Origin of the sequence: Pseudomonas sp. MEJ086, assembly GCF_030209025.1 — a bacterium.
Lineage (GTDB): Bacteria > Pseudomonadota > Gammaproteobacteria > Pseudomonadales > Pseudomonadaceae > Aquipseudomonas > Aquipseudomonas fulva_A.
In genome coordinates, this window is the sequence record NZ_JARVSV010000004.1 from 1 (window position 1) to 25,508 (window position 25,508).

At 63.6% G+C, this 25,508-nt stretch carries 18 protein-coding genes; 6 read left to right on the plus strand and 12 right to left on the minus strand.

Going from position 1 to position 25,508, the window contains the following annotated elements; genetic code table 11:
• Positions 1-339 precede the first annotated feature (339 nt).
• The 11 genes from QRN22_RS01890 to QRN22_RS01940 form a co-directional block, all read right to left on the minus strand.
• A complete protein-coding gene (locus QRN22_RS01890; protein ID WP_042554786.1) occupies positions 340-1,200 on the minus strand; it encodes a LysR family transcriptional regulator in 861 nt (286 codons plus the stop codon).
• 89 nt (positions 1,201-1,289) lie between these two features.
• Positions 1,290-2,423 (minus strand): HPP family protein, encoded by a 1,134-nt coding sequence (locus tag QRN22_RS01895; RefSeq protein WP_042554785.1) that lies wholly within the window; start codon positions 2,421-2,423, stop codon positions 1,290-1,292.
• Positions 2,424-2,759: 336 nt separating this feature from the next.
• On the minus strand, positions 2,760-3,554 hold the full coding sequence (locus tag QRN22_RS01900) for a YfaP family protein (RefSeq protein ID WP_042554784.1): 795 nt from the start codon (positions 3,552-3,554) through the stop codon (positions 2,760-2,762).
• 4 nt (positions 3,555-3,558) lie between these two features.
• Positions 3,559-5,166 carry a DUF2300 domain-containing protein gene (locus tag QRN22_RS01905; RefSeq protein WP_042554783.1) on the minus strand — a complete coding sequence of 536 codons (1,608 nt, stop codon included), beginning with the start codon at positions 5,164-5,166 and terminating at the stop codon, positions 3,559-3,561.
• A gap of 52 nt (positions 5,167-5,218) precedes the next feature.
• The gene (locus tag QRN22_RS01910) at positions 5,219-9,748 is read right to left on the minus strand and encodes an alpha-2-macroglobulin family protein (RefSeq protein WP_042554782.1); all 4,530 of its coding nucleotides are present in this window, start codon (positions 9,746-9,748) and stop codon (positions 5,219-5,221) included.
• On the minus strand, positions 9,745-10,362 hold the full coding sequence (locus QRN22_RS01915) for a DUF1175 domain-containing protein (protein ID WP_042554781.1): 618 nt from the start codon (positions 10,360-10,362) through the stop codon (positions 9,745-9,747). The genes QRN22_RS01910 and QRN22_RS01915 overlap by 4 nt, the downstream gene beginning before the upstream one ends.
• Positions 10,363-10,529: 167 nt before the next feature.
• Positions 10,530-12,173 (minus strand): DUF2138 domain-containing protein, encoded by a 1,644-nt coding sequence (locus QRN22_RS01920; protein ID WP_042554780.1) that lies wholly within the window; start codon positions 12,171-12,173, stop codon positions 10,530-10,532.
• Between the two features lie 30 nt (positions 12,174-12,203).
• A complete protein-coding gene (locus tag QRN22_RS01925) occupies positions 12,204-12,950 on the minus strand; it encodes a YfaP family protein (RefSeq protein ID WP_156152736.1) in 747 nt (248 codons plus the stop codon).
• A 658-nt stretch (positions 12,951-13,608) separates the two neighbouring features.
• Positions 13,609-14,550, minus strand: a complete 942-nt coding sequence (locus tag QRN22_RS01930) for an AEC family transporter (protein ID WP_042554778.1) — start codon at positions 14,548-14,550, stop codon at positions 13,609-13,611.
• Between the two features lie 255 nt (positions 14,551-14,805).
• Positions 14,806-15,366 carry a response regulator transcription factor gene (locus tag QRN22_RS01935; RefSeq protein WP_042554777.1) on the minus strand — a complete coding sequence of 187 codons (561 nt, stop codon included), beginning with the start codon at positions 15,364-15,366 and terminating at the stop codon, positions 14,806-14,808.
• A 15-nt stretch (positions 15,367-15,381) separates the two neighbouring features.
• A complete protein-coding gene (locus tag QRN22_RS01940; protein ID WP_042554776.1) occupies positions 15,382-16,641 on the minus strand; it encodes an ATP-binding protein in 1,260 nt (419 codons plus the stop codon).
• 254 nt (positions 16,642-16,895) lie between these two features.
• Between QRN22_RS01940 and QRN22_RS01945 the strand changes: the two genes are divergently transcribed.
• Together QRN22_RS01945 and QRN22_RS01950 are read left to right on the plus strand one after the other, a co-directional pair.
• Complete coding sequence (locus QRN22_RS01945; protein ID WP_042554775.1) at positions 16,896-17,603, plus strand: SIMPL domain-containing protein; 708 nt, start codon at positions 16,896-16,898, stop codon at positions 17,601-17,603.
• Positions 17,604-17,821: 218 nt separating this feature from the next.
• Complete coding sequence (locus tag QRN22_RS01950; RefSeq protein WP_042554774.1) at positions 17,822-19,420, plus strand: ABC transporter substrate-binding protein; 1,599 nt, start codon at positions 17,822-17,824, stop codon at positions 19,418-19,420.
• Positions 19,421-19,481: 61 nt separating this feature from the next.
• Here the strand turns inward: QRN22_RS01950 and QRN22_RS01955 are convergent, their stop codons facing one another.
• The gene (locus QRN22_RS01955; RefSeq protein WP_042554773.1) at positions 19,482-20,711 is read right to left on the minus strand and encodes a M24 family metallopeptidase; all 1,230 of its coding nucleotides are present in this window, start codon (positions 20,709-20,711) and stop codon (positions 19,482-19,484) included.
• A gap of 187 nt (positions 20,712-20,898) precedes the next feature.
• Between QRN22_RS01955 and QRN22_RS01960 the strand changes: the two genes are divergently transcribed.
• From QRN22_RS01960 to QRN22_RS01975, 4 genes are all read left to right on the plus strand, one after another.
• Positions 20,899-21,465: a cupin domain-containing protein gene (locus QRN22_RS01960; protein ID WP_042554772.1), complete on the plus strand. Its 567-nt coding sequence runs from the start codon at positions 20,899-20,901 to the stop codon at positions 21,463-21,465.
• Between the two features lie 176 nt (positions 21,466-21,641).
• Positions 21,642-23,231: an ABC transporter substrate-binding protein gene (locus QRN22_RS01965; protein ID WP_419761286.1), complete on the plus strand. Its 1,590-nt coding sequence runs from the start codon at positions 21,642-21,644 to the stop codon at positions 23,229-23,231.
• Positions 23,232-23,428: 197 nt separating this feature from the next.
• The gene (locus QRN22_RS01970; RefSeq protein ID WP_042554770.1) at positions 23,429-24,439 is read left to right on the plus strand and encodes an ABC transporter permease subunit; all 1,011 of its coding nucleotides are present in this window, start codon (positions 23,429-23,431) and stop codon (positions 24,437-24,439) included.
• Positions 24,440-24,590: 151 nt separating this feature from the next.
• Positions 24,591-25,496 (plus strand): ABC transporter permease subunit, encoded by a 906-nt coding sequence (locus QRN22_RS01975; RefSeq protein ID WP_042554769.1) that lies wholly within the window; start codon positions 24,591-24,593, stop codon positions 25,494-25,496.
• Positions 25,497-25,508 lie beyond the last annotated feature (12 nt).

Genomic DNA, 25,508 nt, shown 5'->3' on the forward strand with positions numbered 1-25,508 from the left:
CGTAGGAGCGTCGCCCCCGGCGCGAAAACGATTGCGGCCACTCCGCAACACTCCAGCGCTACCACCATTCGCCGCGGGGTCGCGGCCCCCACACGAATGCGGCATTTCCGCCGATCGTAGGAGCGTCGCCCCCGGCGCGAAGGCGATTGCGGCCATTGCGCAACACTCCAGCGCTACCACCATTCGCCGCGAGGTCGCGGCTCCTACGCTAATGCGGCATTTTCGCCGACCGTAGGAGCGTCGCCCCCGGCGCGAAAATGATTGCGGCCACGCCGCAAGACCGCAGCGCTACCACCATTCGCCGCGAGGTCGCGGCTTGTACAGATGTGGGAGATTCGCTCAGACCGCCGGGTCCCAGCGCTGTGACCAGTCGGTATCCTGGGCGGCGATCTCGCGCAGCAGGGTGAAGCTCTGCTGCAAAGCCGCCGAGTCGCGCTCGCGGGCGTAGACCAGATAGGTCGGGTAGCTGAACTCCGGCGCCTTGCTCACCCGCTCGAGCACCTTGCTGTCCAGATAGCTCTGCACCACCCGGGTACGGAAGTAGCCGGACCCACCGTGCTCCAGAATGTACTGCAACGCCAACGGGCCGAGATTGAAGGTCACCGGCGCACGTGCTTTGTCCGGCAAGGCACGGTCGTGCTGCGCGCGGAAGCTGTCGCCCCAGTCGATGTAGACGTAGGGCTCGGGGTTCGCCGCCTTCACCAGGATCAGCTTTTCCTCGAGCACCTGCTCGACCTGCATACCGGCCCAGTACGTGGGCTGGTAGACCAATGCCGCATCCAGCACGCCCAGCTCAACCTGCCGTAACAGACTCGCTCCTTCGGCGATCTGCGCACGCACCGCATAACCGTCGATGTTCTCGCGAATCGCGCTCACCCAGCGCAGCATCAGCGGGTTGCACAGGCTGACCTCGCCGCCGATGTGGATGACGTTGTGATAACCATCCGGCAGCGGCAGGTCACGCTGCGCCGCTTCCCAGGTCTGTTGAATCTGGTTGGCATAGGTGACGAACGCCTCGCCGTCGGCCGTCAGTCGCGCACCGGCGCGGTTGCGCACGAATAGCGTGCTGCCGAGGTGGCTTTCGAGCTTCTGGATCCGCGCGGTGATCGCCGTCTGGGTGACGTGCATGCGCTCGGCAGCGGCGATGAAGCTGCCGCTGCGGACGATTTCCAGAAAGGTGCGGGTAAGGTCGATATCCATCTTCGCTGAGCCAGCGCGATTGGCGCCGACGACTCCTCAAGCCTGATCCGATGTGCAGTGTAAGGGGGCAGGTCGAATCATTCGATGCATCAATTCAGATGCCTGAGCAGATCGCGGTGCAGTGCCGCGACCAGATCGGTCTGGGTGATCATCCCGACCAGAGCCCCGTCGTCCAGTACCGGCAGGCAATGCAGGCCTTCGTCGGAGAGCAATGCAATCAGGTCGACGACATGGACATCGACATCCACCGACTGCACGGGCGATGTCATCAGCTCGCCCAGTACCTGCTTCTTTTGCAGACCGAGCATCGCGCGCAGATTGAAGCGCCTGGAACGCAGAGCGCTGACCAGATCAACCAGGCTGACGATGCCCACCAGTCGCTTGTCACGGTCGAGAATCGGCAAGGCCTTGAGCTGGTGGTGGGTAAGCAGGTAAAGGCCCTTGGCGACGGGGGTTGCGGGGGCGGCATGAACCAGGTCGCGGGACATCATCTGCCCGGCCCGAATATCCCCCATGCTGCGGCGCAGGGCATGCTTCTCGGTGCTGCGCACGATCAGCTCGAGGTCTTCACGGGTGACATCGACGAAGGCGCCAAGCTCGTCCAGGGCATGATCCAGATCGTCCGCCTTGATGCCCGCACGTTCGCTGGGCAGCGGGTCGCGGGTGCGGTGCAGCGTGGACGCTCCCGGGTGCGGGCGAGGGTAAGGCATGCGTGTCAGGTTGTTGTAGAGCAGCGCGCAGGCCAGCAGACCGAGGCCGGCGGTCATCGCCACCAGCGCCGGCTGCCAGAACGGCTCACCGGGCGCAGGCGTGGCGAACACCATGCAGAAGGCGATGGCACCCGCCGGCGGATGCAGGCAGCGCAGCGGACACATCAGCAGCAGACTCAGGCCCAAGGCCAGCGCGGCACCGACCAGGCTGTGATCGATGAAGTGGGTGATCGTCAGTGCGACCACGCAGGCACACAGGTAGCTGCCGAGGATCGACCAGGGCTGCGCCAGCGCGCCGGAAGAGACTGCGAACAACAGCACGGCCGAGGCCGCCAGTGGCCCGGAAAAATGCACCGTCATGTGCAGGCCGAACAGATGGCTGCACACCCAGGTGCTGAACAGAAAACCCGTCGCGGCACCAAGCGCGGCGCGGCTCCATTCACGAGGTCGGGTGTGCAGGGAATCCGGCAGTAAGGCAGACAGCCACTGGGGAAAATGCGCTGAGGATTTCATCGGGTATCGTCGAAAAGATCGAGCCTCTCACGTGAAAGGCCCGCTGTGTACCGCCATAGGCGGCTGGCAGGAGTATCCGTCCCTGGATGATGGAATCGTCTGTTTGCAACCTTGTCCGCTTCAGCAGAGAAACCGATTCGGACAATGCAACGGAGTGTGACGAACGAAGAAGGCTTCATCAAACGAATAATAATGAAGAGTGGATAAGCTTTTTTTGATATTAAATGCCAGCGTTGACAGGTGATCCTGCCAACCATGCTGAAGCCCGCCATTCGCTTGCTGGCTGCAAGCGGGCTCCTCCAGGAGGCTATCGAGAGAGAACGGGCAGACGGGCGGCTATGGATAGCTGAAGCTTTTCACCAGCGTCAACTCGCCCGGTGTACGCATCGGTACGAGGAAACTCTGCTGTTTTTCGTTGACCGTGCCCTCTTCGCTGATCACGGTGATCTGCCCGGTGGTGAGAATCTGCTGGGCAGTGCTCTCGCCGTCGTCGTAGCTGTAACCGCCGCCGTAGTAATTCACGTACACCAGGTACTGGCCCTTGAGCGGCGTTGGCGTGGCGATCATCTCCGGGCCGTAGCCGGTGGTCACGTCCACATCCAGGGCTGCACCGTTGGCCAGGGAACGGTCGCCGTACCAGACGTGGCCACCATCGGGTGTCACCAAATGCAGGTCGAGGTCGGTGTTGTCGCTGTCCCAGGACAGCACCACCCGCAAGCGCGCCGGGGTTTCGCCGCTGCCGTTGTTGTAGAACTGCACGCGGCGACGCTGCCCGCCATCGGGGCTGCGCACCTCGACGTTGTTGCTGCCCTCCGAGAATACGAAGGGGCGATCGAAGCTGCCGTCTTCGGCGATCTTCAGCGGCATGCTGACACCGTTGACCACCAGGCGACCGGGTGCCTTGCCATCTTTCTCCAACTTGCTGATCGCGCCCTTGATGCGGGCGGTATCGGCCTGATTGGCGGCACTGTTGACGCTTGATGCCGGGTAGTTGACCTGCTGCATGAACTGGGCGCCGTCTGCCCCTCCTTCGCGCCAGCCACTGCGCGGTGTATCGAGGCTCACTTCGGCCAGCGCGCAGAGCGGCAGCAAGGTCAGGCAGAGAACGAAACGGGGATTGATCAGAGCCATGATGTCATTCCAGTAACAGGGTGCGGGCGAGGCCTTCGACATAGGCCTCGTCCTGTCCATTGGGGTGAGCGATGAATGCCAGGTGCAGGTACTCGTGGGTCAGGTCGAGGCGGTCTTGCAACGAGAAGAAGCCGCGCACGAAGATCCGTTGCCGCTCGCGATCCACATAGGGCCGGCCAGACGCCAGCTGGCACACGGTGAACTGCTGGATTTCCTCGTAGCCCGGTTCGCGATCCAGGCGCGGGCGCCAGTCGCGGCGCTGCTTGCGCAGCCACTGTTCGGCGGCGGCAATCGGTTGGCAAGCCGCTACCGGTTTGTCCCAGCGGCTCAGCGTGGCGCGAGGAAAGGCGCGGGCCAGGATGGCGTCATAACGCAGGCCGCTGCCAGCCTGCTCGACGGCCTGCGTCCAGGCCAGGCGATCAGGGCCGGGTTGGGTCGTGTGATAGGTCACAGGGGTGCCGGCCAGCACCAGGTCGGCCGTCCACGCGGCGATATCCCGTGCGCCCTGACTGGCCGGGCGCGGCGCCACCCGCTGACTGGCGCTGCTGTCGTCGATACGCAGACATTCGCCGCGACGCCCGGCGCTCTGCAGCAGGTAGGTACGGGCAGCGATGGCCAGAGCCTTGGCGGCTTCGGCGGGCTGCGCCGAGGCTTCGCGATCCAGTACACGGGCGACATAATCTTCGCGATCCAGGTGAGCGGTCAGTTGCAGTCCCTCGTCGGAACGTTCGAGAAACAGCTCACCATGGCTTTCGATGGACAGGCGATTGCCGTTGGCGAACTCGACCTCGTAACGACCATTCAGCACACCCGGCTCAACGGCCACGTCATTACCCTCACGGCGTATCTGGCGCAGAGGATAGCGGGCGAACAGGCGTACCTCGACGCAGCTGCCGGCCTCGCGCGGCCACCCCGCAGGCAGTACCTGGCCAAGCGACTCGGCATGCCGCTTGAGCACCATGCTGCTGGTGCCCGAGCCGCCGCTCCAGACCGGCGTGCCATCGGCCAGCCAACCGGCGAAACCGCCCTGACGAGCCTGGGGATCGCCATCGGCCAGCCAGCTCCAGGTTTTTACCCGCAGCCGGCTGCCCAGGGCGCTGATGGTCGAGCCGTCGCCGCCCAGCACCACGTCCAGCAGTACCTTGCGGGCATCGGCCTGGGCCGGCAATTGCCCGAGTTGCGTCAGCAATTGCTGAACCGAAACGCGGGTATCCGCTGCCAGGCGCTGGCGCTCGCTGATCCAGCTCGGCGCCTTTCGAGCCTGCCAGTAACGCGACCAGTCATCTTCGGCCAGTTGCAGATTCTGCTGCTCGAAATACAAGCCGCAGGATTTGACCAGCGCCTGATCCCGGTCGATGCGCCCGCCCGGGTTGCAGCAATAGACCTCTTCCTTGTCCTGCCCACGGCACTGATAGCCGTTATCCGGCTGCCTCGTGTCGACCAGATAGGCATAGACGAACAGCTTCCACAGGCTGCCCAGCGGCGCCTGCAGGTTCGCGGATAAGGGTTCGCGGCTGAGCAGCCGCTGCTCGTCCAAGCGCAGCAGCTCGCTGCCATCGGCCCGTTGCCAGGCCCGTTGCCAGGCCAGCGACAGCGGCGCTTCGGCTGCCATTGCCGGCCCTGAGAAAGCGGATAGCAAGGCCAGCGAAGCGAGCAAGCCGTACTTACTCAACGGTTACCTTCTGCAGCGCGGGTTCAGCCTCCAGAGCCTGCTGGCCTGGAGCGTAGAGGCGCACGTAGCGGGCCGGCGGCAGTACGAACTCACCCTTCTGCGAGAAACGCACCAGATGGCGCAACACCAGTTCGCCCTGCAGGCTGTCCACCGGTACGGCGTAGCTCAGCTCGCCCGGCTCGTTGCGCGCCTTCTCCAGCGCCGAGGCTTCATCGCCACCCAGGCCGCTTACCTGGATGCCCCAGGTGGTACGTTCCACATCGGCGCCCGGTGGCAGCGGTACTTCCAGCATGCCGTAGCGCAGGGTCTGCTCGGATTCGCTGCTCAGGGTCACTTCGTCCAGGTACAGGTCGGCACTGGATATCTGGTCCTTGCCGACTTCCTCGGCGCGGAACTCGAACGCCTTGTCGCTCGGCACCAGGCGCAGCAGCCGCCGTTTCAAGGTCACCGGCACATTGCTTGGCGCCGCCTGGGCGCTCTGGTAGTCGAGGCGCACATCGCTTGGCTGATCCAGGTCACCGGCCAACAGCAAAGCCTGGGGCGGCTGAGCGCCGTTCCATTGCCAGTAGGTTTCGCCAGTCGCCCCCTCCACTGCCCGCCAGTCGCCTTCCAGCACCAACGCAGGCTGCGTGCCACGCAGGTCCAGCGACGGCTGCAGCCAGGTCAGCGCCAAAGCGCGCTCCAGGCCTGCCTGGGCAGGCGCCAGCTCGCCGAGCAAGCGCTGGGCCCGCTGGCGATCCGGGCCATCCAGATACAGACCGACTGCATCGACGAAGGGTGACTGGCTCTCGGCGAGACGCCCACGAACAGCCTCCATCTGCGCGAGCAGCTCATCCGATACCGGCACGCCAGCGCGCTGCGCCAGCTTGACGCCCAGCTCGCGGGCAATCGCCAGACCGAGCGCGGAATCCGGTGCCGCCATCACCAGGCTGTCACCTTCGCCGAGCACCGCTTCCTCGCCCTCGCCCGCTGCGGCCAGGTCATAGACCAGCCCTTCGAGCAGGGTTTTCACCGGCAAGCCCATGTCTCGGGAGAACGCGATGATCAGCGCGCGTTGCAGCAATGGCGTGTCCTGAGCGCGTTTGGCATACAGCTCCAGCAGACGCTGCCAGTGCTCGGGCGGCAACGGGATCGCCAACGCACGGCTGGCGTGCCAGTCGGCGAAATAAGCGTAGGCGGTGAGGAAGGCGTCGCCATCGGCATCGCCGCCCCACCAGGTGAAGGTCGCTTCCGGCCCGGCCATCTGCACCAGGCGCAGGCGGCTGTTCTGCATAACCAGACGCAGGCGATCCTTGATCCGCGGCTCGCCTGCCGCCAGGGTCGGGTAAGCCAGGCTCAGCGGCAGCAGACGGCTTGCTGTCTGCTCGACACCGCCATAGGGGTAGGCGAGCAGATCGTCCAGAGCCGCACCGAACAGGCCAGCGCCGCTGTCATCCAGGCGCACCTGTACCTGACTGGCATCGGCGGGCAGTTGCAACGCCGTGCTGCCCGGGAAAGCTGACAGGCGCGTGCTGCGCACCTGCTGCCAGCCCGCAGCGACAGTGCGCAGATTCACGGCCAGCGCATCGGCCACCTTGTCGCCCTGGCGCAGCTCGGCACTGAAATCACCCGCGGCGATCACCGAGTCCTCGACGGGCAGGTAGTTGATGCCCTTGGCCAATACCACTTCACGGCGCTGTTGCTGCTCACCATGACGGATCAGCAGTTCCGCTTTACTGCCATCTTCTCCCTGATTGAAGGCGAACAGCCCAAGTGCCGGCTTGTCGCCGACCCGGAAGCGGCTCGGGCCGCTCCACTTCAGGTACAGCGGCTTCTCCGAGCGCACGAACTGACGCTTCTGACCAACCTGCCCGTCCGCGCTCACCGCACGGGCGGTGATGCGCCAGCGGGTCAGCGAGTCGGGCATGCGGAAGCTGAAACGTGCCTTGCCATCCGCATCGGTGACCAGATCCGGCTGCCAGGAAGCGGTGTCGACCTCTTCACGGCGTGGCCGCTCCAGTACCTTGACGCCCCGCTCGCTGCGGTTGGCGCGGCCCGGTGCACTTGGCGTACCCGGCAGGGCCAGGTCATAGCTGATGAACGACAGGCTGGCACTGGTGCGCACGTTGTTGCGCCGTGGGTGATAGAAGAACTGATCGATGCCCGGGGCGATTTCCGGCTGCAAGGCGTAGATCATCTCGTCCACCACGCTGACCGTCAGACGCGTCGGTACCGGCTTGCCTTCGAACAGGGTGCTCAGCTCGACGGTGACCAGGTCGCCCGGCTCCACCACTTCCCTGTCGGCCTTGATGGCGATGTCGATCTGCGGCGTAGCGACCTTGATGCCCGCGTTCTGGAAGCTGTAGTCACCACCGCGGGTGTACAGCGCCGAGAAGGTGATGTTCGGCGAGAAGGTCTTGCCGACCGGAATACGCGCGCGGTACTGGGTGTCGGACAGGCGCTCGAGCTTGAGCCAGTCGCCGCCCCTGGAGAGCAGCGCAGTGGCCTCGACCTTGTCACGCTCCAGGGTCAGCAGCGCATCGCTGACCGGCTCCGGGAACGTGATCAGCGCCAGGGCTTCTTCACCGGCCTGGTACTCGGCCTTGTCGAGCACGATCTCGATGGTGCCGGCGACGGATTTGACGCCCTCGCCACTGACCGAATGGCCGGTGGCGCCGAGAATCAGGCCGCTGCTGTCCTTGAGGGTGACGCTGTAGGTACCGGGGCGTTCGAAGTTCAGCTCGAAGCCCTTGGCATCCGCCGCCAGCTCGCCGTTGCCGGTGCTCTGATCCTCCAGGCGCACCCAGTCGTAACGGGCCGGGCGCCGCTCGCTGTCACCCTCGCTGCGGTAGCTGAAACTGACGGTCTGACCGGCCGAGCTGAAGCGCTGTGGCGCACTCAGGCGGTAGCGCGCGGCACCGCGTTCGATGAGGATTTCCTTGCTGGTCTTGACCCGGTAGGCGGCACCATCGCTGGCGAACACGCTGAGCAGGTAGCGGCTGGGCTTGTCGGCGGCCGGCAGGTCGAGCACGGCGCGGCCCTGGCTATCGGTGCTCACTTCGCTGCTGGTCAGCTCGACCGGGAACTGGCCGAGGTACTGCAGCTCGTTATCGACCATCGACAGTTGCTGGGCACGCAGGCTCAACTGCACCTTGGCGTCCACCACCGGCTTGCCATCGGGGTAGAGAAGCACCAGGGCGCCCTTGACCGGCTCACCGGTGCGCAAGTCCGGCTTGTCCAGATCCAGCGACACTTCGAAGTGCGGTTTGATGTACTCGGCCACCCGGAAGGCGCTGCTGTACAGCTGATCACGGTAGGCGAAGCGCAGCTCGTAACCGCCGGCCACGGCGTTGTCCGGCAGCTGGAAGCGGCCCTGGCCGCCACGGGCGCCGTCGAAATCCAGCGTCTGGGTCTGCAGCACGGTGCCGTTGGCGTCCAGCACGCTGAGACTGATCGGCGCGGTACCGGCCGCCACCGAATCACTGGAGTTCTTGAACTCACGGCCGACGATCTTCACCTCTACCCAGTCGCCGGGGCGGTACAGCGGGCGATCAGTGAAGGCGTAGAGCTTGGTGTCGTAGATTTCGCTGTCGTAGTAGAAGTTTTCGGACACGAACACACCGCCCTGGGCGTCCTCGCCGATCACGTAGGAGCGCTCCGGGCTGGCATGGCCGAGGCGCAGCAAGCCTTGTGCGTCGGTCTTGCCACTGGTCATCACACCCAGGCCATCGCTCCACAGCAGCTTGGCATCCGCCACTGGCGTGCCCTGATGCTTGTCGGCCGTCCACACCAGCAGTTCACCACCGGCGATCTTGCTCACCGCCACGGTGTTGGAAACGAACACCACGGTAGTGGCGCGGTACTTGCCGATGATCGCCTCGGCCAGGTACAGGCCCGGCTCCAGCTTGCCCAGCGGCACGTAGACGTTACCCGGTGCGACACTGACGAAGTTGCTCGACGAGCCGGACAGGTCGACGCCCGCTGGCGGCTCGATGGGCTTGGCTTCCCACAACGGATAGCGGAACTCGGCCACCAGCGGCAGCCCCTTCATCGGCGCGAACTGCACCTGCGGGGTGTACTCGGTGGGCGCGGCGATGGCGCTGCCCATCTTCAGCTCCGGCGCTTCCTCGGTGACCTGCTTGCGCGACTCGTAGGAGAAGGCACGCTGCATCACCCGACGGGATTTGCGGTACCAGTTGTCCCACAGGTAGGACAGGGTATTGGACAGCCCCTCCCCCTTGAACTGGCCCTCGGCAACCACGCGGTGCAGATTCTTCTGGCGCTTGAGAAACTCCAGCGGCTGCTCGATGCGGTACAGGCGCATGTCCACCCCGCCGTAGCCTTCCATGCGATAGCGGCGGTAATCACGGCCTGGCGCCTCGAGGCGTACCGTGGCCACTTCGTCGGCGGCGAAGCTCGAGTCGGCGAGCAGGAAGAACGACTCGCCGGACAGCGGCGTGTAGTTGCTCGCCGGCACCTCGTCCTCCGCCTGAGCAGCCAGAGGCAGCAGGGCCAGCAGCGCGACAGCCAGCAGGCGGTTCATCGCGCGAGGAAATTCAGCCGATAGATGCCGATAAAGTTGGGGTTGGCGTCGTCGGGTATCCATCGGGTGTCCTTCCATGTCATGAGTTGTTGCAGGCTGACGGCACGCATGCCGTTATCCGTGGGAGTGGTGGTGCCGGTGTGGTAAACGATGTCGCGGCCCATCCAGATCATCAGGTGCTGGTCGTCGCCCTGATCGAAGAACATCAGGTCGCCGGGACGGGCCTGGTTCAGATCGCGGCCGACCAACTGGCTGTTGAACTGGATCATCTTGATCGCATTGACGTAGGGGCCCTGCTTGCCGCCGCCCTGCTGCCAGTTCTGCGCCAGACGGCGCTGAGCATCGTCCAGTTCCAATTCCGGCGGCAGGTAGCGATTGGACAGGCCATTGGCGTGCAGCCACTTGGCGTCATGCACCTTGAGCGCTTCGTTGGCAGCGAAGCGAACGAGGCCGACACAGTCCTGCTGGTGCCAGCGTGGGCTCGGTCCCTGGCGCAGCTGTTCCTGGGCGATCCGCACGAACCAGGCACGGAAGATCTGCGACTGCTCGGGGTTCAGGCCGGGCGCTTGCTCGGCGCGCGCGCAAAGGCTCAACGCCATGAACATGGCGAACATTGCGATAGCTGCAACCCGCCCAGAGGCTCGCGAGCTAGAGCCATGCAAGGCAAAAACAGGCGAGGAACGGACTGGGCTCGCACTCGAGTTTACGAGTTTGTAAATGAGCATTCCGAGCCTGTTTTTAACGCAGCAGGGCCGACGCGCAGCAGCCTCTGGGTGGGTTTTCACAGGGAGCGCCATTCCAGTGGTACCCATTTCCAATCGTCATCGGCTTCGGTGTCTTTCGGCAGCGTCAGCGCGAACTGGCCATAACCGCCCATGGCACGCAGCTTGGGCAGCAGATGCGTGTCGGCGGCGTTGCGGAATACCGGCTCGTAGTTGGCCGGCAGGCTGTCCAGGGTTTCCTGTTCGAGCAGGCGCGACAGCCCCTCGGGTGCCAGATAGCCGGGTACCAGGCCATCGGTGGGCAGCACCTCGGCAAGCGGCGGGAAGCGTTTGCCGAGCGTATCGAGCGCCTTGTCCACCAACCGGTCATCCAGGGAGAACAGCAACGTCTGCCCCTGACGCGCCAGGCTCACGCGGAAGAACCCCTGGGAAACCAGCGCATCGGGCATGGCACTCTGCTCGGCCGGGTACTGGCCGAAATTCGAGCCCACCTCGCGGCGCCAGGTATGGCCGTCGGCAGTGCTCTGGCTTTCGACCGGGAAGCGGCCGTTCTCGGCATTGGGTTCGAACGCGCCGACCATGCCGTCGAACAGACCACCGATGGCCTGATCGAGCTCGGGTGTGACGGCCTCGTCGAGGTGGGTGACCAGCAACGGCGAATGCAGTCGCGAGTCGGCGTACCAGCATAGACCGGCGGTGCTGCCCAGGCGTTTTTCGAGATCTTCGCTGACCGCCTTGCTGGCACCGACACGGGTCAGCAGCCGCTCGGCGCTACCTGGCGCCACGGGGACCGCCACACAGGCACTGGCGCCCATCGGCATGGCTTTCCAGATCGGCGTGAAATCCAGCCGCGGCTGGTCATCGACTTCGTTCAGGGCCAGGAAGCTGCTCCAGCCGCCCTCGCCTTTTTCGAAACGCAGACCGGCGAAGGCCGGAAAGAAGCGCTGGTAGCCGAGGGCGACATACTCGCCACTTAGGGAAATGCGCTGCTGCTCCTGCTCACGGGCCTTGAGGCCGAAGCGCTTGGGAAACGGGTTGTCGCCGTCGATCAGGGACTCCACCGATTCCACGGCTTCGCGGCCGAGCTTTTCGTCCTCGCCAAGCAGCATGCCAGGTGAAGACAGCACCAACAGCTTGTCGCCATGGCTGGCCAGCAGCAGCGCACGGTCGCCCAGGTAGTTGAGACGATACAGCGGCACGCTGCTGCCATCGACGCGCAGCTCGCCAACCTGCTTCAGCTGGCTATCGTCCAGCGCGATATGGGCCAGCGGCTCCAGCACCTTGGCCAGACCGCCGCGCTGCATCACCATCAGGAAATGCTTGAGCTTGCCATCGGCGCCCTTCCACAGAGCGACGTCGGCGGGCTGGTCGAGCAACTCGTCGAGCAGGTTGTCACGCAGCTTCAGGTCGCGTTCGTAGATGATCCGCCGCAGGCTGCCAACCAGCCCGAGGCGGTCGGCGTTGTGCTCGTAGTAGAAGACGAAGTCTTCGGTGAGGGTGTCGCGCAGCAGCGGCACCGCCAGCAGGTCCTTGGGCAGACGGCTGAGCGAGGCACTCTCGATCAGCGCATCGGGGTGCTGCAGATTCAGGCCCAGGGCACTGCGTTCACCCAGCTCGCGGGAATCCTGACCGCAGGCGGCAAGCAGTACAGCCAGCGCCAGTGTGGAGACGCGCTGCAAGTGGGCGGTGATCATCCGGTTCATAAAAAGTCCCAGTTCATCCGAGCATCGGGTTCAATAATTGAAAGATTTCACGAAAAGCAGCTCGCCAATGGCACGCAGCGGCACCAGGAACGTCTCGCGCTTTTCGTTGACGGTGTTCTCGTTGAAGATCAGGTTGATCTGCGCAGTGATGATCTCGTTCTGGTTGCTACCAGCCTCGAAGTTGTAACCACCGCTGCCCAGGTTGCCCCAATAGTTCACGTAGATCAGATAGGTGCCCTGCAGCGGCGCGGTCATGGTGAACATTTCCGGGCCGGGGCCATCGACGCTGTCCACGTCCAGGCCGCCACCGTTGGTCAGCACCGGGTGGCTCCAGAAGGCGTGCTGGCCATCCGGGGTAACCACGTGCAGGTCGAGCTCGGCCTTGGGATCGTCCCAACCCAGCACCATGCGGATGCGCGCCGGGGTGCGCAGGTTGTTGGCTTCATAGAATTGAATGCGTTTGAGCGACTGCCCCTCACCTGCCACCAGCTCGACGCTGTTGGAGCCCGCGCCAAAGGCATAGGGCCGGGAGAAGCGGCCCTGCTCGTCGGTGTACAGCGGCAGCGGGCTGCCGTTGACCACGAGCCGATGGGGCGCACGCAGATGACCGATATTCTGCAGGGTGCCCTCGATCAGACTGCGCCCGCGCTGGGCGCCACGGTCGATGGGCGGCGTGGGGTAAGCCACGCGTGCTTCGTCGGCACCGTCATTGAGACCGTGATAACGCCAGCCACCGCTGGGGCCTTGCAGGGATACGGAGGGGTCGGCCAGGGTCATGGAAGGCGTCAGAACAACGCACAGGAGCAGCACGCGACGCACTGCCCAGGCCTGGGCCCAGGCGAGTCGAAACGACCCTCGTCGTGAAGATGGACGAACCACTGCACTGCACTCCTTGTGCTGGCTCAGGCTCTACAGCCCGGCATCCGCACTTCACATCGTAGGCTCATAGTAGGCGACACCGTGACCTCATGAGCGACAAGGCGGCCGTCACATGAAGTTACACGCTAGCCAAGGATGCTAACCAGTTACCCCGCAACTAACAATCGTGGAGCGTGCGAATCGGCACTGGATCACAGTGGCGGAATCGATGACGGGTAGTCGTGGGTTGGCGATGCGAACAGGTGGTGCGCTGAATCCGCCCCTGCAGCACGCGCCTCGCGTCGGGTGGATGAGGCTCTTGTCATCCGCCCTTGCTCTCGTGAACGGGTGGGCGAAGCGGACCACGCAGGTGAGATCCACGCCACCCGGCCAACTCGCAGGCTCCATTTGAACACGCCATTGGTGGGCTGAAGCCCACCCGACAACCAGCCCCGCAGGATGAGCGTCAGTTATTGCCCACCCCACGGCCTGAAATCGGGGATGCCTGTTGATGCCGAATGAGCGCTTGCGAGGCAATGGGCAAGGCGGTAGCTACACGGGGGGCGCTATCGATGCGCTAGATCCATCCTGCCCACTGCAACAGCAACAGCCCGACGTTGGTGGTGACCACCGCCGCCAGGGTGGTGATGACGATGATCGCGGCCGCCAGTTGGTAGTTGCCGTTGACCGCCCGGGCCATGACGAAGCTGGCGGCAGCCGTGGGGCTGGCGAAGTACAGGAAAAGGATCGCCAGGTCGGCGCCACGGAAGCCGAATGCCCAGGCTCCCAGCGTCGACAAAAGCGGCAGCCAGACCATCTTCATCATGCTCGACCCGATCGCCACGCCACTGCTTTCACGCAGCGAGGTCAGCGACAGCGTGCCGCCGATGCAGATCAGCGCCAGCGGCAGGGTCATCTGTGCGAAGTATTCGCCGGACACCAGCATCCAGTGCGGCAGCGGGATCTGCCAGTAGGCGAACGGGATGGCCGCGAGTACGCCGATGATCAGCGGGTTGGTGAAGATGCTCTTGCACAGTGTCCAGGGGTCGGCCTTCATGTTCGGGCTGTAGATCGCCAGGACGATGGCCGACAGCACGTTGTAGCAGAGGATCACCACGCCACCGAGCACCGCGCCCACCGACAGGCCATAGTCGCCATACATGCTGGTGGCCAGTGCCAGGCCGACGATGCCGTTGTTACCGCGGAACGCGCCCTGGGTGTAGATACCGCGATCGGCCATCGGGCAACGCCAGATGGCCCAGCCCCAGGCGACGACGAAGGCGACCAGGGTGGCGAACACGAAGTAGCCGATCAGTGCAGGCTGCAGCGCCGCGTTGAGGTCCGCACCGATGATGCTGAGAAACAGCAGGGTCGGCATGGTGCCGCGGAACACCAGAGAGGACGCGGTATCGATGAAGGCATCGTCGATCCAGCGCAGGCGCTTGAGCAGCACGCCGAGAAACAGCATGGAGAAGACCGGGGCAGTGATGCCTAAGGTTTGCTGAAGCACGGCGAGCATGGGCGTCCAGGAAGCAGGAAGGTGGCACGGCAACGTGCCTGAAAACCCAGGCACGTTGATAGCGTGCTAATGATAGTCGTAAAGGCAGCGGCAAGCTTCAAGCTTTGAAAGGCAAGAAACGGCCCGTTGTTGTCAGGGCATTCGGACGCTGCCCTGACCGAGCACCACCGTCGCTCAGCCCAAGGGCTGGACGTCAGCGGGACACTGCTCAGCCAGCGAACGTCTCTTACTCGCAGCGCGTGGCTCGAGGCCGCGTTATCGGCGAACCGGGCGCTTCTGCAGTTTGCGCTGCAGGGTACGGCGATGCATGCCAAGGGCGCGGGCAGTGGCCGAGATGTTGCCTTCGTGCTCGGCCAGCACGCGCTGGATGTGCTCCCACTGCAGGCGGTCCACCGACATGGGGTTCTCCGGCACCAGGGTGTCGAGGTCGGCATGCTGGGTCAGCAGTGCAGCGAGCACGTCGTCGGCATCCGCCGGCTTGCACAGGTAGTTGCAGGCGCCGCGCTTGATGGCTTCCACCGCGGTGGCGATGCTCGAATAGCCGGTGAGGATCACCACGCGCATTTCGGCATCCAGCTCCAGCAGCTTGGGCAGCAGCACCAGACCGGAGTCGCCTTCCATCTTCAGGTCGAGCACGGCGTAATCCGGCAAGTCCTGGGTGGCGAGCGCCAGGCCTTCTTCGGCGGATGCAGCGGTCGATACACGCAGGCCGCGGCTGCTCATGGCACGCGCCATCACCCGGGTGAAGGTGGGGTCGTCATCGACCAGCAACAGATGGGGTTGTTCTTCGCTTTCCAGCAGCGCTTCGTCACTCATACATCACTCCTTAACTCAGGCCCGAACGTAAGCCCTTGGCAGCTTGAGCTCGGTGAGCGTGCCGCCTTCTTCATGGTTATACAGCTTCACCGTGCCGCCGGCGCGGGTCACGCTGGCCTGACTGAGGAACAGCCCGAGGCCGAACCCCTTGCCCTTGCCTTTGGTGGTGAAGAACGGCCGCCCCAGTTGCTCGGCAATGGCCAAGGGTACACCGGCACCGTAGTCCCGTATGCTCAGACGCACCCACTGGTGATCCCAGTCCAGGCAGATTTCCAGATTCTCCGGGCACGCATCGGCAGCATTGTTGAGCAGGTTGAGCAGCGCCTGGGTCAGGTCCGCAGGCGGCATCAATTGCGGCGGTTTGCCGACCCCCAGGCACTCGTAACGATAGCTGGCTTCGGGGCGCATCAGGTGCCAGCGATTCAGGGTGGTTTCCAACCAGGCCACCGACGACATCTCCACCACGGCCTGACGGCGATCCGCTTCGGCGGCGCGCACCAGTTGCTGGAGGGTTTCCTTGCACAGTTTTACCTGTTCCTGAAGCAGCGCCAGGTCTTCCTGCAGCAGCGGGTTCTGGTGCTCGCGACGCAGTTCCTTGATCAGCACGCTCATGGTCGCCAGGGGCGTACCCAACTCGTGGGCGGCACCGGCAGCCTGGGTGGCCACGGCCAGCAGTTGCTGATCACGCATGCCCTCCTCGCGGCGTTCGGCCCGCAGTTTTTCCTGCTGCCGCAGTTCTTCGGCCATCTTGGCGACGAAGAAGGTGATCAACCCCGCCGCCAGGGCGAAGCTCAGCCACATGCCATAGACCAGCAGGCTTTCCCGCGGCCCGACCGGCAGTTGCAGCGGGTGCGACCACATCAGCAGCAGGGTGTAGGAGGCCAGCGCCATACCGCCGAGGATCATGGTGAACAGCCACGGCAGTGTCGCGGCGGCGATGGTCAGCGGCACCAGGTAATAGGAAACGAAGGGGTTGGCCGAGCCACCCGAGTAATACAGCAGCACACTGTGGATGATCAGGTCGAAGCCCAGATGGATACCGTACTCGGCCTCGGTCACCGGCCAGGGCCCACGCAGGCGAATGGCCGTAAGCAGGCACAGCACCAGAGAGGCGCCCAGGGTGATGCTCAACTGCATCCACGGCAGCGGCAGCAGCTCGGACTTGTAGGCCAGGCCGACCGAACCGGCCTGTGCCGCCAGCACCAGAAAGCGAATCAGGGTCAGCCGCCACAGGTTCTGGCGGCTGGCGGAGAGCAGTTGTACGGGGGCGAGCATCAAATTTCCTCAAGGCTCATCGCGAGCCTGGCGAGTATAACCAAGCCCGCCAACGGCCTGATGCGGCAACGCGCCGCAGTCGTACGATGATTGCCGGCCCAGGTAGAGGATTAAAGAAGTCACCTGCCAGAAATGGAGGTCAGAGAGGGGGCGGATATTTTTTTCGACCGGGCTTAACCCGAATCCCCACGTCGCCTCGTCTACCCTCATGAACACGGCCGATGGGCCGTACACGTCACCGATAAGGAACCGCCATGCAGCCACTGTCCCGTCTCGCCACCGCTCTGGCCCTCACCACCGCTGGTCTGTTCAGCGTCACTGCCCAGGCCGACGAGCCACGCTACAACCAGATCTCGCTGAGCACCCAGGTCAGCCATGAAGTGGCCCATGACCTGATGCAGGTCACCCTGTACACCGAAGCCCAGCAGAAGGATCCAGCCGCTCTCGCCGCAGAGATCACCCGCACCCTCAATGCCGGTCTGACCCAGGCCCGTGGCGTGAACGGCGTGACCGTCTCCCAGGGCAGCCGCAACAGCTACCCGGTCTACAGCGAGAAAGGTGAGGAAATCAGCGCCTGGCGCGAGCGTGCCGAGATCCGTCTGGAAAGCGCCGATTTCGCCGCCCTCTCGAAACTCACGGGCGACATGCTCAAGACCCTGAAGATGGGCGGCATGAGCTTCAGCATCGCCGATGCCACGCGCAAGAAAGAGGAAGACGCACTGATCAAGGACGCCGTGGCGGCCTTCAAGGAGCGCGCGCAGTTGACCACCGAAGCCCTGGGCGGCAAGAGCTACAAGCTGGTCAGCCTGGGCCTCAACAGTGGCGGCTTCGTGCGCCCGCCGATGCGCATGGAAGCCATGAAGGCTTCCGCGTTCTCCAGCGACAGCGTGACGCCTGAAATCGAAGCGGGCACCAGCCAGGTGACCCTCAGCGCTGACGGCGTGATCGAAGTACAGATGTAATCGAACGCCCATCCCCGCGCCGGGCCCGCTCGGCGCACCCGATCTCGAGGTTGCGACCGCTGTCGCAACCTCATTGCCACATCCCGCCTGGTTTTCGGCACATCCCGTGCATAGCGTAAAACAAGGTCTAGGGTTAAGGCAGGCTGGTCACGATCTGACACGCCCTGTTTTCCCCACAGCAGACCCCTCACGAAAAACACAATACCAATGAGGTAACCATGCACAAGAACGCCTTCATCCAGGCTTTTGTCGTCGCCGGCCTGATCGCCAGCACCCCCTTCGCCCAGGCCGCCGGTAACCTGGTGTACTGCTCCGAAGGCAGCCCTGCGGGCTTCGACCCTGGGCTCTACACCACCGGCACCGACTTCGATGCCGGTGCGGAAACCGTATTCAACCGCCTGTCGCAGTTCGAGCGCGGCGGCACCGCCGTGGTCCCCGGCCTGGCGGAAAAGTGGGACATCAGCGATGACGGCCTCACCTACACCTTCCACCTGCGCGAAGGGGTGAAATTCCACACCACCGAATACTTCAAGCCGAGCCGCGAATTCAACGCCGACGACGTGCTGTTCACCTTCAACCGCATGCTCAGCAAGGATCACCCGTTCCGCAAGGCCTACCCCACCGAGTTCCCGTACTTCACCGACATGGGCATGGACAAGAACATCGCCAAGCTCGAGAAGGTCGACGATCACACGGTGCGCTTCACGCTGGCCACCGTTGACGCAGCCTTCATCCAGAACATGGCCATGAGCTTCGCGTCGATTCACTCCGCCGAATACGCCGACCAGCTGCTCAAGGCCGGCAAGGCCTCGGACATCAACCAGAAGCCCATCGGCACCGGCCCGTTCGTGTTCAGCCGTTACCAGAAGGACGCGCAGATCCGTTACAAGGGCAACAAGGAGTACTGGAAGCCCGAAGACGTGAAGATCGACAACCTGATCTTCGCCATCAACACCGACCCGTCCGTGCGCATGCAGAAGCTGCGCGCCGGTGAGTGCCATGTCAGCGTATTCCCTCGCCCTGCGGACCTCGAAACGCTGAAGAAGGATCCCAAGCTGCAGATGCCCGAGCAGGCCGGCTTCAACGTCGGCTACCTGGCCTACAACACCGAGCACAAACCGTTCGACAAGCTCGAAGTGCGCCAGGCCATGGACATGGCCGTCAACAAGCAGGCAATCATCAACGCCGTCTACCAGGGCGCAGGCCAGGTGGCAGTGAACGGGATGCCGCCGACCCAGTGGTCCTATGACGACACCATCAAGGACACACCCTACAACCCGGAAAAGGCCAAGGAACTGCTCAAGGCCGCTGGCGTGAAGGAAGGCACCGAGATCACCCTGTGGGCCATGCCCGTGCAGCGCCCGTACAACCCCAACGCCAAGCTGATGGCCGAGATGCTCCAGGCCGACTGGGCGAAGATCGGCATCAAGGCGCGTATCGTCAGCTACGAGTGGGGCGAGTACAACAAGCGCGCCAAGGCCGGCGAGCATGACGCGCTGCTGATCGGTTGGACTGGCGACAACGGTGACCCCGACAACTGGCTGAGCGTGCTGTACGGCTGCGATGCCATCGGTGGCAACAACTACAGCCGCCTGTGCAACAAGGAGTTCGACGGGCTGCTGAAAAAGGCCAAGGCGATCAACGATCGTGAAGAGCGTACCGTGCTTTACAAGCAGGCCCAGCACCTGCTCAAGGCCGATGTGCAGAACACGCCGATCGCCCACTCCACGGTGTACCAGCCGATGAGCACCCGGGTTAAGGACTTCAAGATCAGCCCGTTCGGGATCAACTCCTTCTACGGCGTCAGCATCGAGTAACGCATCTGCCTGAATGAAAACGCCCGGCCAATTGGCCGGGCGTTTTCGTTTCTACTGGCTGTTACGCGCTCAACCCGAACGGGTCGTCTACCGAATGGCTCGGCTGGGTAAACCAGCGCGGGCCGTCGGCGGTCATGTAGAAGTGATCCTCCAGACGAATGCCGAACTCGCCGGGCACGCAGATCATCGGCTCGTTGCTGAAGCACATGCCTTCGGCGAGCGGCGTGTCATCGCCACCGACCAGATACGGACCCTCGTGGATGTCCAGGCCGATGCCGTGACCGGTGCGGTGCGACAGGCCCGGCAGCTTGTAGCCAGGGCCAAGCCCGGCTGCCTCGAGGCTGCGGCGCGCTGCGGCGTCCACCGATGAACAGGGCGCGCCTAGGGTAGCGGCCTCGAACGCGGCCTGCTGGGCAGCCTTCTCCTTGTCCCAGAACTCGCGCTGGCGCGCGCTGGGGGTACCGAACACGTAGCTGCGGGTGATGTCCGACAGGTAGCTGTGCACCTGGCAGCCGGTGTCGATCAGCACCATGTCACCGTCCTTCAGGTACTGCGCATGCTTGACCCCATGGGGAAACGCGCTCGCCGGCCCGAACAGCACGATGCAGAAGATCGAGCCCGGCGCGCCGACCTTGCGGTGCGCCTGACGGATGAACTCGGCGACTTCGGTGGTGCTGATGCCTTCGCGAAGGATGCTCGCAGCGGCCTTGTGCACTTCCAGGGTCATGTCCTTGGCGCGCTGCATCAAGGCGATTTCCGCCGCCGACTTATGCTGTCGGCAGGCCGTGGTGATGGTGCCAGCATCGACGAAACGATAACCGCCGGTCAGTTGGCGCAGGCCGTCGTACATGAAAAAAGGCAAGGAAGAACAAAGACCTACCCGAGGCGGCGCACCATCATTGGGCGCAACACCCAGGCGTCGCAAGCATCTGATCAGCAGTGCGTAGGGGCTCTCATGCTCTTCCCAGGTATTGATCACACCGGGCACGACCTGAAAGTCGAGCACGGTGCCTTCTTCGAAAGTCGGAGCCAGGTATTCGAGTACACCGTCGGCAGGCAGAATCGCCCCGACCATGCGCTCGCTGGGGTTCCACTTCACACCGGTGAAGTACTGCAGATTGCTGCCTGCGGACACGAACAGCGCCGCGATACCTTGCTCGCGCATCAAGGACTGAGCGCGTGCGATGCGGCCGCGGTACTCGTCTTCGCTGATCGGCGACGTACCGCCTGTCATGTCCTGCAGGCGTGCCAATGCCTGCTCCGGCGTGCTGCCGCCCACTCCCAGTGTCATCTGCGCATCCTCTTCTTGAGCCTGCAACGGGCATCGTCGCCCGGCAGTTCGCTGCGGCAAAATTTAAGTGCAACTTAAATTTTGGTCAAAGGCTTTTTCAGTCAGACTTAAAAAGCACCGGAGGTTCAGGCTGAAGTCCCTGCGTCTGATGGGTATACTGCGACGATTCGAACAGCGAGCCCCTTTCATGACCGCAGATCGCATTGGCGAACGCTTGCGCCGCTACCGGCGGGCCGCCGGCAAGACCCTCAATCAGGTCGCGGCCGACGCCGGCCTGACCGCGAGCTTCCTGTCTCAGGCAGAACGCAATCTGACCGGCGTGTCGATTTCATCCCTGGCGAGCATTGCCAAATCCCTGAACATCCCGCTCAACGCCCTGTTCGATCAGCCGGCCCAGGCGCAGCCGGACTCCCACGTCAGCGAGCGGGTTCGCTACACCGTGGGCGGCCAGTTGCTGGCCTACGAGCGCCTGTCCAGCTCGTTTCCCGGCAACTCGATCAACGCAGTGAAGATGAATATCCCGGTGGGTTACCAGTCGGAACTGATCGCCCACGAAGGCGTGGAATTCTCCTACGTGCTCGCTGGCCAGATCGTCTACACCATCGAGGGCCGCGACTACATTCTCGGTCCGGGTGACTCGGTGCACTTCGATGCAGGCAAGCTGCATCGCCTCGCCAATGCCACCGATGCCCCCGCCGAAGTGCTGACCATGACCACCATGGCACTTTTCGACGACCGCCCCACCATCGAGTGATTTTCGCCCCAATTCAGGGCAATTATGCGCAATGTTAGTGCCGCTTAATTTTTGTTGACCGAAATTTCAGCATGACTTAATTTCGAGGCTTACCCGGTGGGCTATCCGCTTTCACCGCATTCCGAGCTCGCGCTGAACCGAAGCGCGAACAAAAAGAAAAAGAGGTTCGCATGCGCATGTCTCCCCTGTGCAAGGCTCTGCTCACCGCAGGACTGCTCACCAGTGCTTCGTTCGCAAACGCCAGTAACCTGGTGTATTGCTCCGAGGGCAGCCCGGGCGGTTTCGATCCGGGCCAGTACACCACCGGCACCGACTTCGATGCGGCTTCGGAAACCATCTTCAACCGCCTGGCGGAATTCGAGCGTGGCGGCACCAAGGCGCAGCCCTCGCTGGCCAGCTCGTGGGACATCAGCGAAGACGGCCTGACCTACACCTTCCATCTGCGCGAAGGGGTCAAGTTCCACACCACCGAATACTTCAATCCGACCCGCGACTTCAACGCCGACGACGTGCTGTTCACCTTCCAGCGCATGCTCGATCGCAACCACCCGTTCCGCAAGGCGTACCCGAGTGAGTTCCCGTACTTCACCGACATGGGCCTGGACAAGAACATCGCCAAGGTCGAGAAGACCGACGACAAGACCGTGGTCTTCACCCTCAACGCCGTGGACGCCGCCTTCGTGCAGAACCTGGCGATGAGCTTCGCGGCGGTGCATTCGGCCGAGTATGCCGACCAGCTGCTCAAGGCCGGCAAGGCCGCTGACATCAACCAGAAGCCTGTCGGCACTGGCCCGTTCGTGTTCAGCCGCTACCAGAAGGATGCGGTGATCCGCTTCAAGGGCAACAAGGAATACTGGGCACCCGAGCTGGTGAAGATCGACAACCTGATCTTCTCGATCAACACCGATGCCTCGGTGCGTGCGCAGAAACTGCGCGCCGGTGAATGTCACGTCACCCTCAACCCGCGTCCAGCCGACCTCAAGGCGCTGCAGGCGGACAAGAACCTCAACGTGCCGACCGAGCCTGGCTACAACGTTGGCTATATCGCCTACAACGTCACCCGCGCGCCATTCGACAAGCTCGAAGTGCGCCAGGCGCTGGACATGGCGGTGAACAAGTCAGCGATCATCGACGCCGTGTACCAGGGCGCCGGCCAGTTGGCCGTCAACGGCATGCCACCGACACAGTGGTCCTACGACGAATCGATCAAGGACGCCGCCTACGACCCGGAAAAGGCCAAGCAACTGCTCAAGGCTGCCGGCGTGAAGGAAGGCACCGAGATCACCTTGTGGGCCATGCCCGTACAGCGCCCGTACAACCCCAATGCCCGTCTGATGGCCGAAATGCTGCAGAGCGACTGGGCCAAGGTCGGCATCAAGGCACGTATCGTCAGCTACGAGTGGGGCGAATACATCAAGCGCGCCCATGCCGGCGAGCACGACGCCATGCTGATCGGCTGGACCGGTGACAACGGTGACCCCGACAACTGGCTCGGCACCCTGTACGGCTGCGCCTCGGTAGACGGCAACAACTTCTCCAAGTGGTGCGATGCCGAGTACGACAAGCTGGTGGTCGCCGCCAAACGCGTCACCGATCAGGAACAGCGCAGCGAGCTGTATCGCCAGGCCCAGGTGGTACTCAAGCGTGAAGTGCCGATCACCCCGATCGCCCACTCCACGGTCTACCAACCGATGCGCACCAGCGTCAAAGGCTTCCAGATCAGCCCCTTCGGTCGTAACAGCTTCATCGGTGTGAGCAACGACTGATAGCGTCGCGCACCGTCCTCGAACGGCGAACCCGGGCAAAACGCCCGGGTAACGTCGTGGTCGAACAGCTAACCTGCAAACAAGCGAAGGAATCGCCAGAATTCCCTGCTGCTGGCAGGTCGTTGAAAACATTGGCGAGGCAGCCAGTTTTTCAGCGGCCTGTTCGACACCGCCCTGATTAGGAGTTATCTACCCCCATGCTGAGTTTCATTGCGCGCCGCCTGGGCCTGCTGATTCCCACCTTCTTTGGCGTCACCCTGCTGACCTTCGCACTGATTCGCATGATCCCCGGCGATCCCGTGGAAGTGATGATGGGCGAACGCCGGGTCGACCCGCAGATGCACGCCGAAGCCATGGAGCGCCTGGGCCTTAACAAGCCGCTGTACGCTCAGTACTTCGACTACATCAGCCAACTGGCGCGAGGTGATCTGGGTGAATCGCTGCGTACCCGCACCCCGGTGTGGGATGAGTTCACCACCCTGTTTCCCGCCACCCTGGAACTGACCCTGGCCGCGCTGCTGTTCGCCGGTACCCTGGGGCTGATCGCCGGGGTGATCGCGGCACTGAAACGCGGCTCTCTGTTCGATCACGGCGTGATGGGCATCTCGTTGACCGGCTACTCGATGCCGATCTTCTGGTGGGGCCTGCTGCTGATCATGTTCTTCTCGGTATGGCTGGGCTGGACACCGGTATCCGGGCGTATCGACCTGCTCTACGACATTGCGCCGGTGACCGGCTTCATGCTCATCGACACCCTGCTTTCCGGTGAAGAAGGCGCGTTCGCCGATGCCCTGCGCCACCTGATTCTGCCGGCCATCGTGCTGGGCACCATTCCGCTGGCGGTGATCGCCCGCATGACCCGCTCGGCGATGCTCGAAGTGCTGCGCGAAGACTATGTGCGCACCGCCCGTGCCAAGGGCCTGTCACCGGGTCGCGTGGTGTTCGTGCATGGCCTGCGCAACGCACTGATTCCGGTGCTGACGGTATTCGGCCTGCAGGTCGGCACGTTGCTGGCCGGTGCGGTACTGACCGAAACCATCTTCTCCTGGCCGGGCATCGGTAAATGGCTGATCGAGTCGATCGGCGCCCGTGACTACCCGGTGGTGCAGAACGGCATCCTGCTGATCGCCTGCCTGGTCATCCTGGTCAACTTCGTGGTCGACATCCTTTATGGACTCGTTAACCCACGTATCCGCCATCAGCGCTAATGAAGGAGCTTGCCATGTCCCTGAACCAGCACTGCTGGCAACCCGTAGGGTGGATGACGTTTTTTTCATCCACCATGAACAACATGCAGCGATGGATGGGTGAAGCGTCGGCTACGCGCCCCGGTTCCCCCACAAAGGTCGAGGCACAACCATGACTTCAACCACCACGTCCCTGGACCAGAGCCTGGTCTACCCTTCGCCGCTAAAGGAATTCTGGAGCGCGTTCAGTCACAACAAGGGTGCCGTCGCCGGTCTCGGCTTCATGATCCTGATCGTGTTCTGCGCGCTGTTCGCGCCGTGGATCGCCCCCTACTCGCCCAGCGAGCAGTTCCGTGATGCCCTGCTGACGCCGCCGGTTTGGCTCGAAGGCGGACAATGGCAGTTCCTGCTGGGTACCGACGAGGTGGGCCGCGACCTGCTTTCGCGGCTGATCCACGGTGCGCGCCTGTCGTTGCTGATCGGCCTCGCGTCGGTGGTCATCTCGCTGATCCCCGGCTTGCTGCTGGGCCTGGTCGCGGGCTTCTTCCCGCGCCTGATGGGCCCGTCGATCATGCGTCTGATGGACATCATGCTGGCTCTGCCGTCGCTGCTGCTGGCGGTCGCCATCGTCGCCATCCTCGGCCCAGGGTTGATCAATACCGTGATCGCCATCGCCATCGTCTCGCTGCCCTCCTACGTACGCCTGACCCGGGCCGCGGTGATGGGCGAACTGAACCGCGACTACGTCACCGCGGCACGCCTGTCCGGCGCCAGCCTGCCACGGCTGATGTTCATTACCGTGCTGCCCAACTGCATGGCACCGCTGATCGTGCAGGCGACCCTGAGCTTCTCCTCGGCGATCCTCGACGCCGCAGCACTGGGCTTCCTCGGCCTTGGCGTACAACCGCCAACCCCCGAGTGGGGCACCATGCTGGCCTCCGCACGTGACTACATCGAGCGCGCCTGGTGGGTCGTGACCCTGCCGGGGCTGGCGATTCTGCTCAGCGTGCTGGCGATCAACCTGATGGGCGACGGGCTGCGCGATGCGCTGGATCCCAAGCTCAAGAACGCGATCTGAGGAGGCCGATCA

Bases quoted from the DNA above. Each gene is read 5' to 3' on its own strand.
- QRN22_RS01890 (WP_042554786.1), bottom strand. From the start codon at position 1,200: ATGGATATCGACCTTACCCGCACCTTTCTGGAAATCGTCCGCAGCGGC.
- QRN22_RS01895 (WP_042554785.1), bottom strand. From the start codon at position 2,423: ATGAAATCCTCAGCGCATTTTCCCCAGTGGCTGTCTGCCTTACTGCCG.
- QRN22_RS01900 (WP_042554784.1), bottom strand. From the start codon at position 3,554: ATGGCTCTGATCAATCCCCGTTTCGTTCTCTGCCTGACCTTGCTGCCG.
- QRN22_RS01905 (WP_042554783.1), bottom strand. From the start codon at position 5,166: ATGGCAGCCGAAGCGCCGCTGTCGCTGGCCTGGCAACGGGCCTGGCAA.
- QRN22_RS01910 (WP_042554782.1), bottom strand. From the start codon at position 9,748: ATGAACCGCCTGCTGGCTGTCGCGCTGCTGGCCCTGCTGCCTCTGGCT.
- QRN22_RS01915 (WP_042554781.1), bottom strand. From the start codon at position 10,362: ATGTTCGCCATGTTCATGGCGTTGAGCCTTTGCGCGCGCGCCGAGCAA.
- QRN22_RS01920 (WP_042554780.1), bottom strand. From the start codon at position 12,173: ATGAACCGGATGATCACCGCCCACTTGCAGCGCGTCTCCACACTGGCG.
- QRN22_RS01925 (WP_156152736.1), bottom strand. From the start codon at position 12,950: ATGACCCTGGCCGACCCCTCCGTATCCCTGCAAGGCCCCAGCGGTGGC.
- QRN22_RS01930 (WP_042554778.1), bottom strand. From the start codon at position 14,550: ATGCTCGCCGTGCTTCAGCAAACCTTAGGCATCACTGCCCCGGTCTTC.
- QRN22_RS01935 (WP_042554777.1), bottom strand. From the start codon at position 15,366: ATGAGTGACGAAGCGCTGCTGGAAAGCGAAGAACAACCCCATCTGTTG.
- QRN22_RS01940 (WP_042554776.1), bottom strand. From the start codon at position 16,641: ATGCTCGCCCCCGTACAACTGCTCTCCGCCAGCCGCCAGAACCTGTGG.
- QRN22_RS01945 (WP_042554775.1), top strand. From the start codon at position 16,896: ATGCAGCCACTGTCCCGTCTCGCCACCGCTCTGGCCCTCACCACCGCT.
- QRN22_RS01950 (WP_042554774.1), top strand. From the start codon at position 17,822: ATGCACAAGAACGCCTTCATCCAGGCTTTTGTCGTCGCCGGCCTGATC.
- QRN22_RS01955 (WP_042554773.1), bottom strand. From the start codon at position 20,711: ATGACACTGGGAGTGGGCGGCAGCACGCCGGAGCAGGCATTGGCACGC.
- QRN22_RS01960 (WP_042554772.1), top strand. From the start codon at position 20,899: ATGACCGCAGATCGCATTGGCGAACGCTTGCGCCGCTACCGGCGGGCC.
- QRN22_RS01965 (WP_419761286.1), top strand. From the start codon at position 21,642: ATGTCTCCCCTGTGCAAGGCTCTGCTCACCGCAGGACTGCTCACCAGT.
- QRN22_RS01970 (WP_042554770.1), top strand. From the start codon at position 23,429: ATGCTGAGTTTCATTGCGCGCCGCCTGGGCCTGCTGATTCCCACCTTC.
- QRN22_RS01975 (WP_042554769.1), top strand. From the start codon at position 24,591: ATGACTTCAACCACCACGTCCCTGGACCAGAGCCTGGTCTACCCTTCG.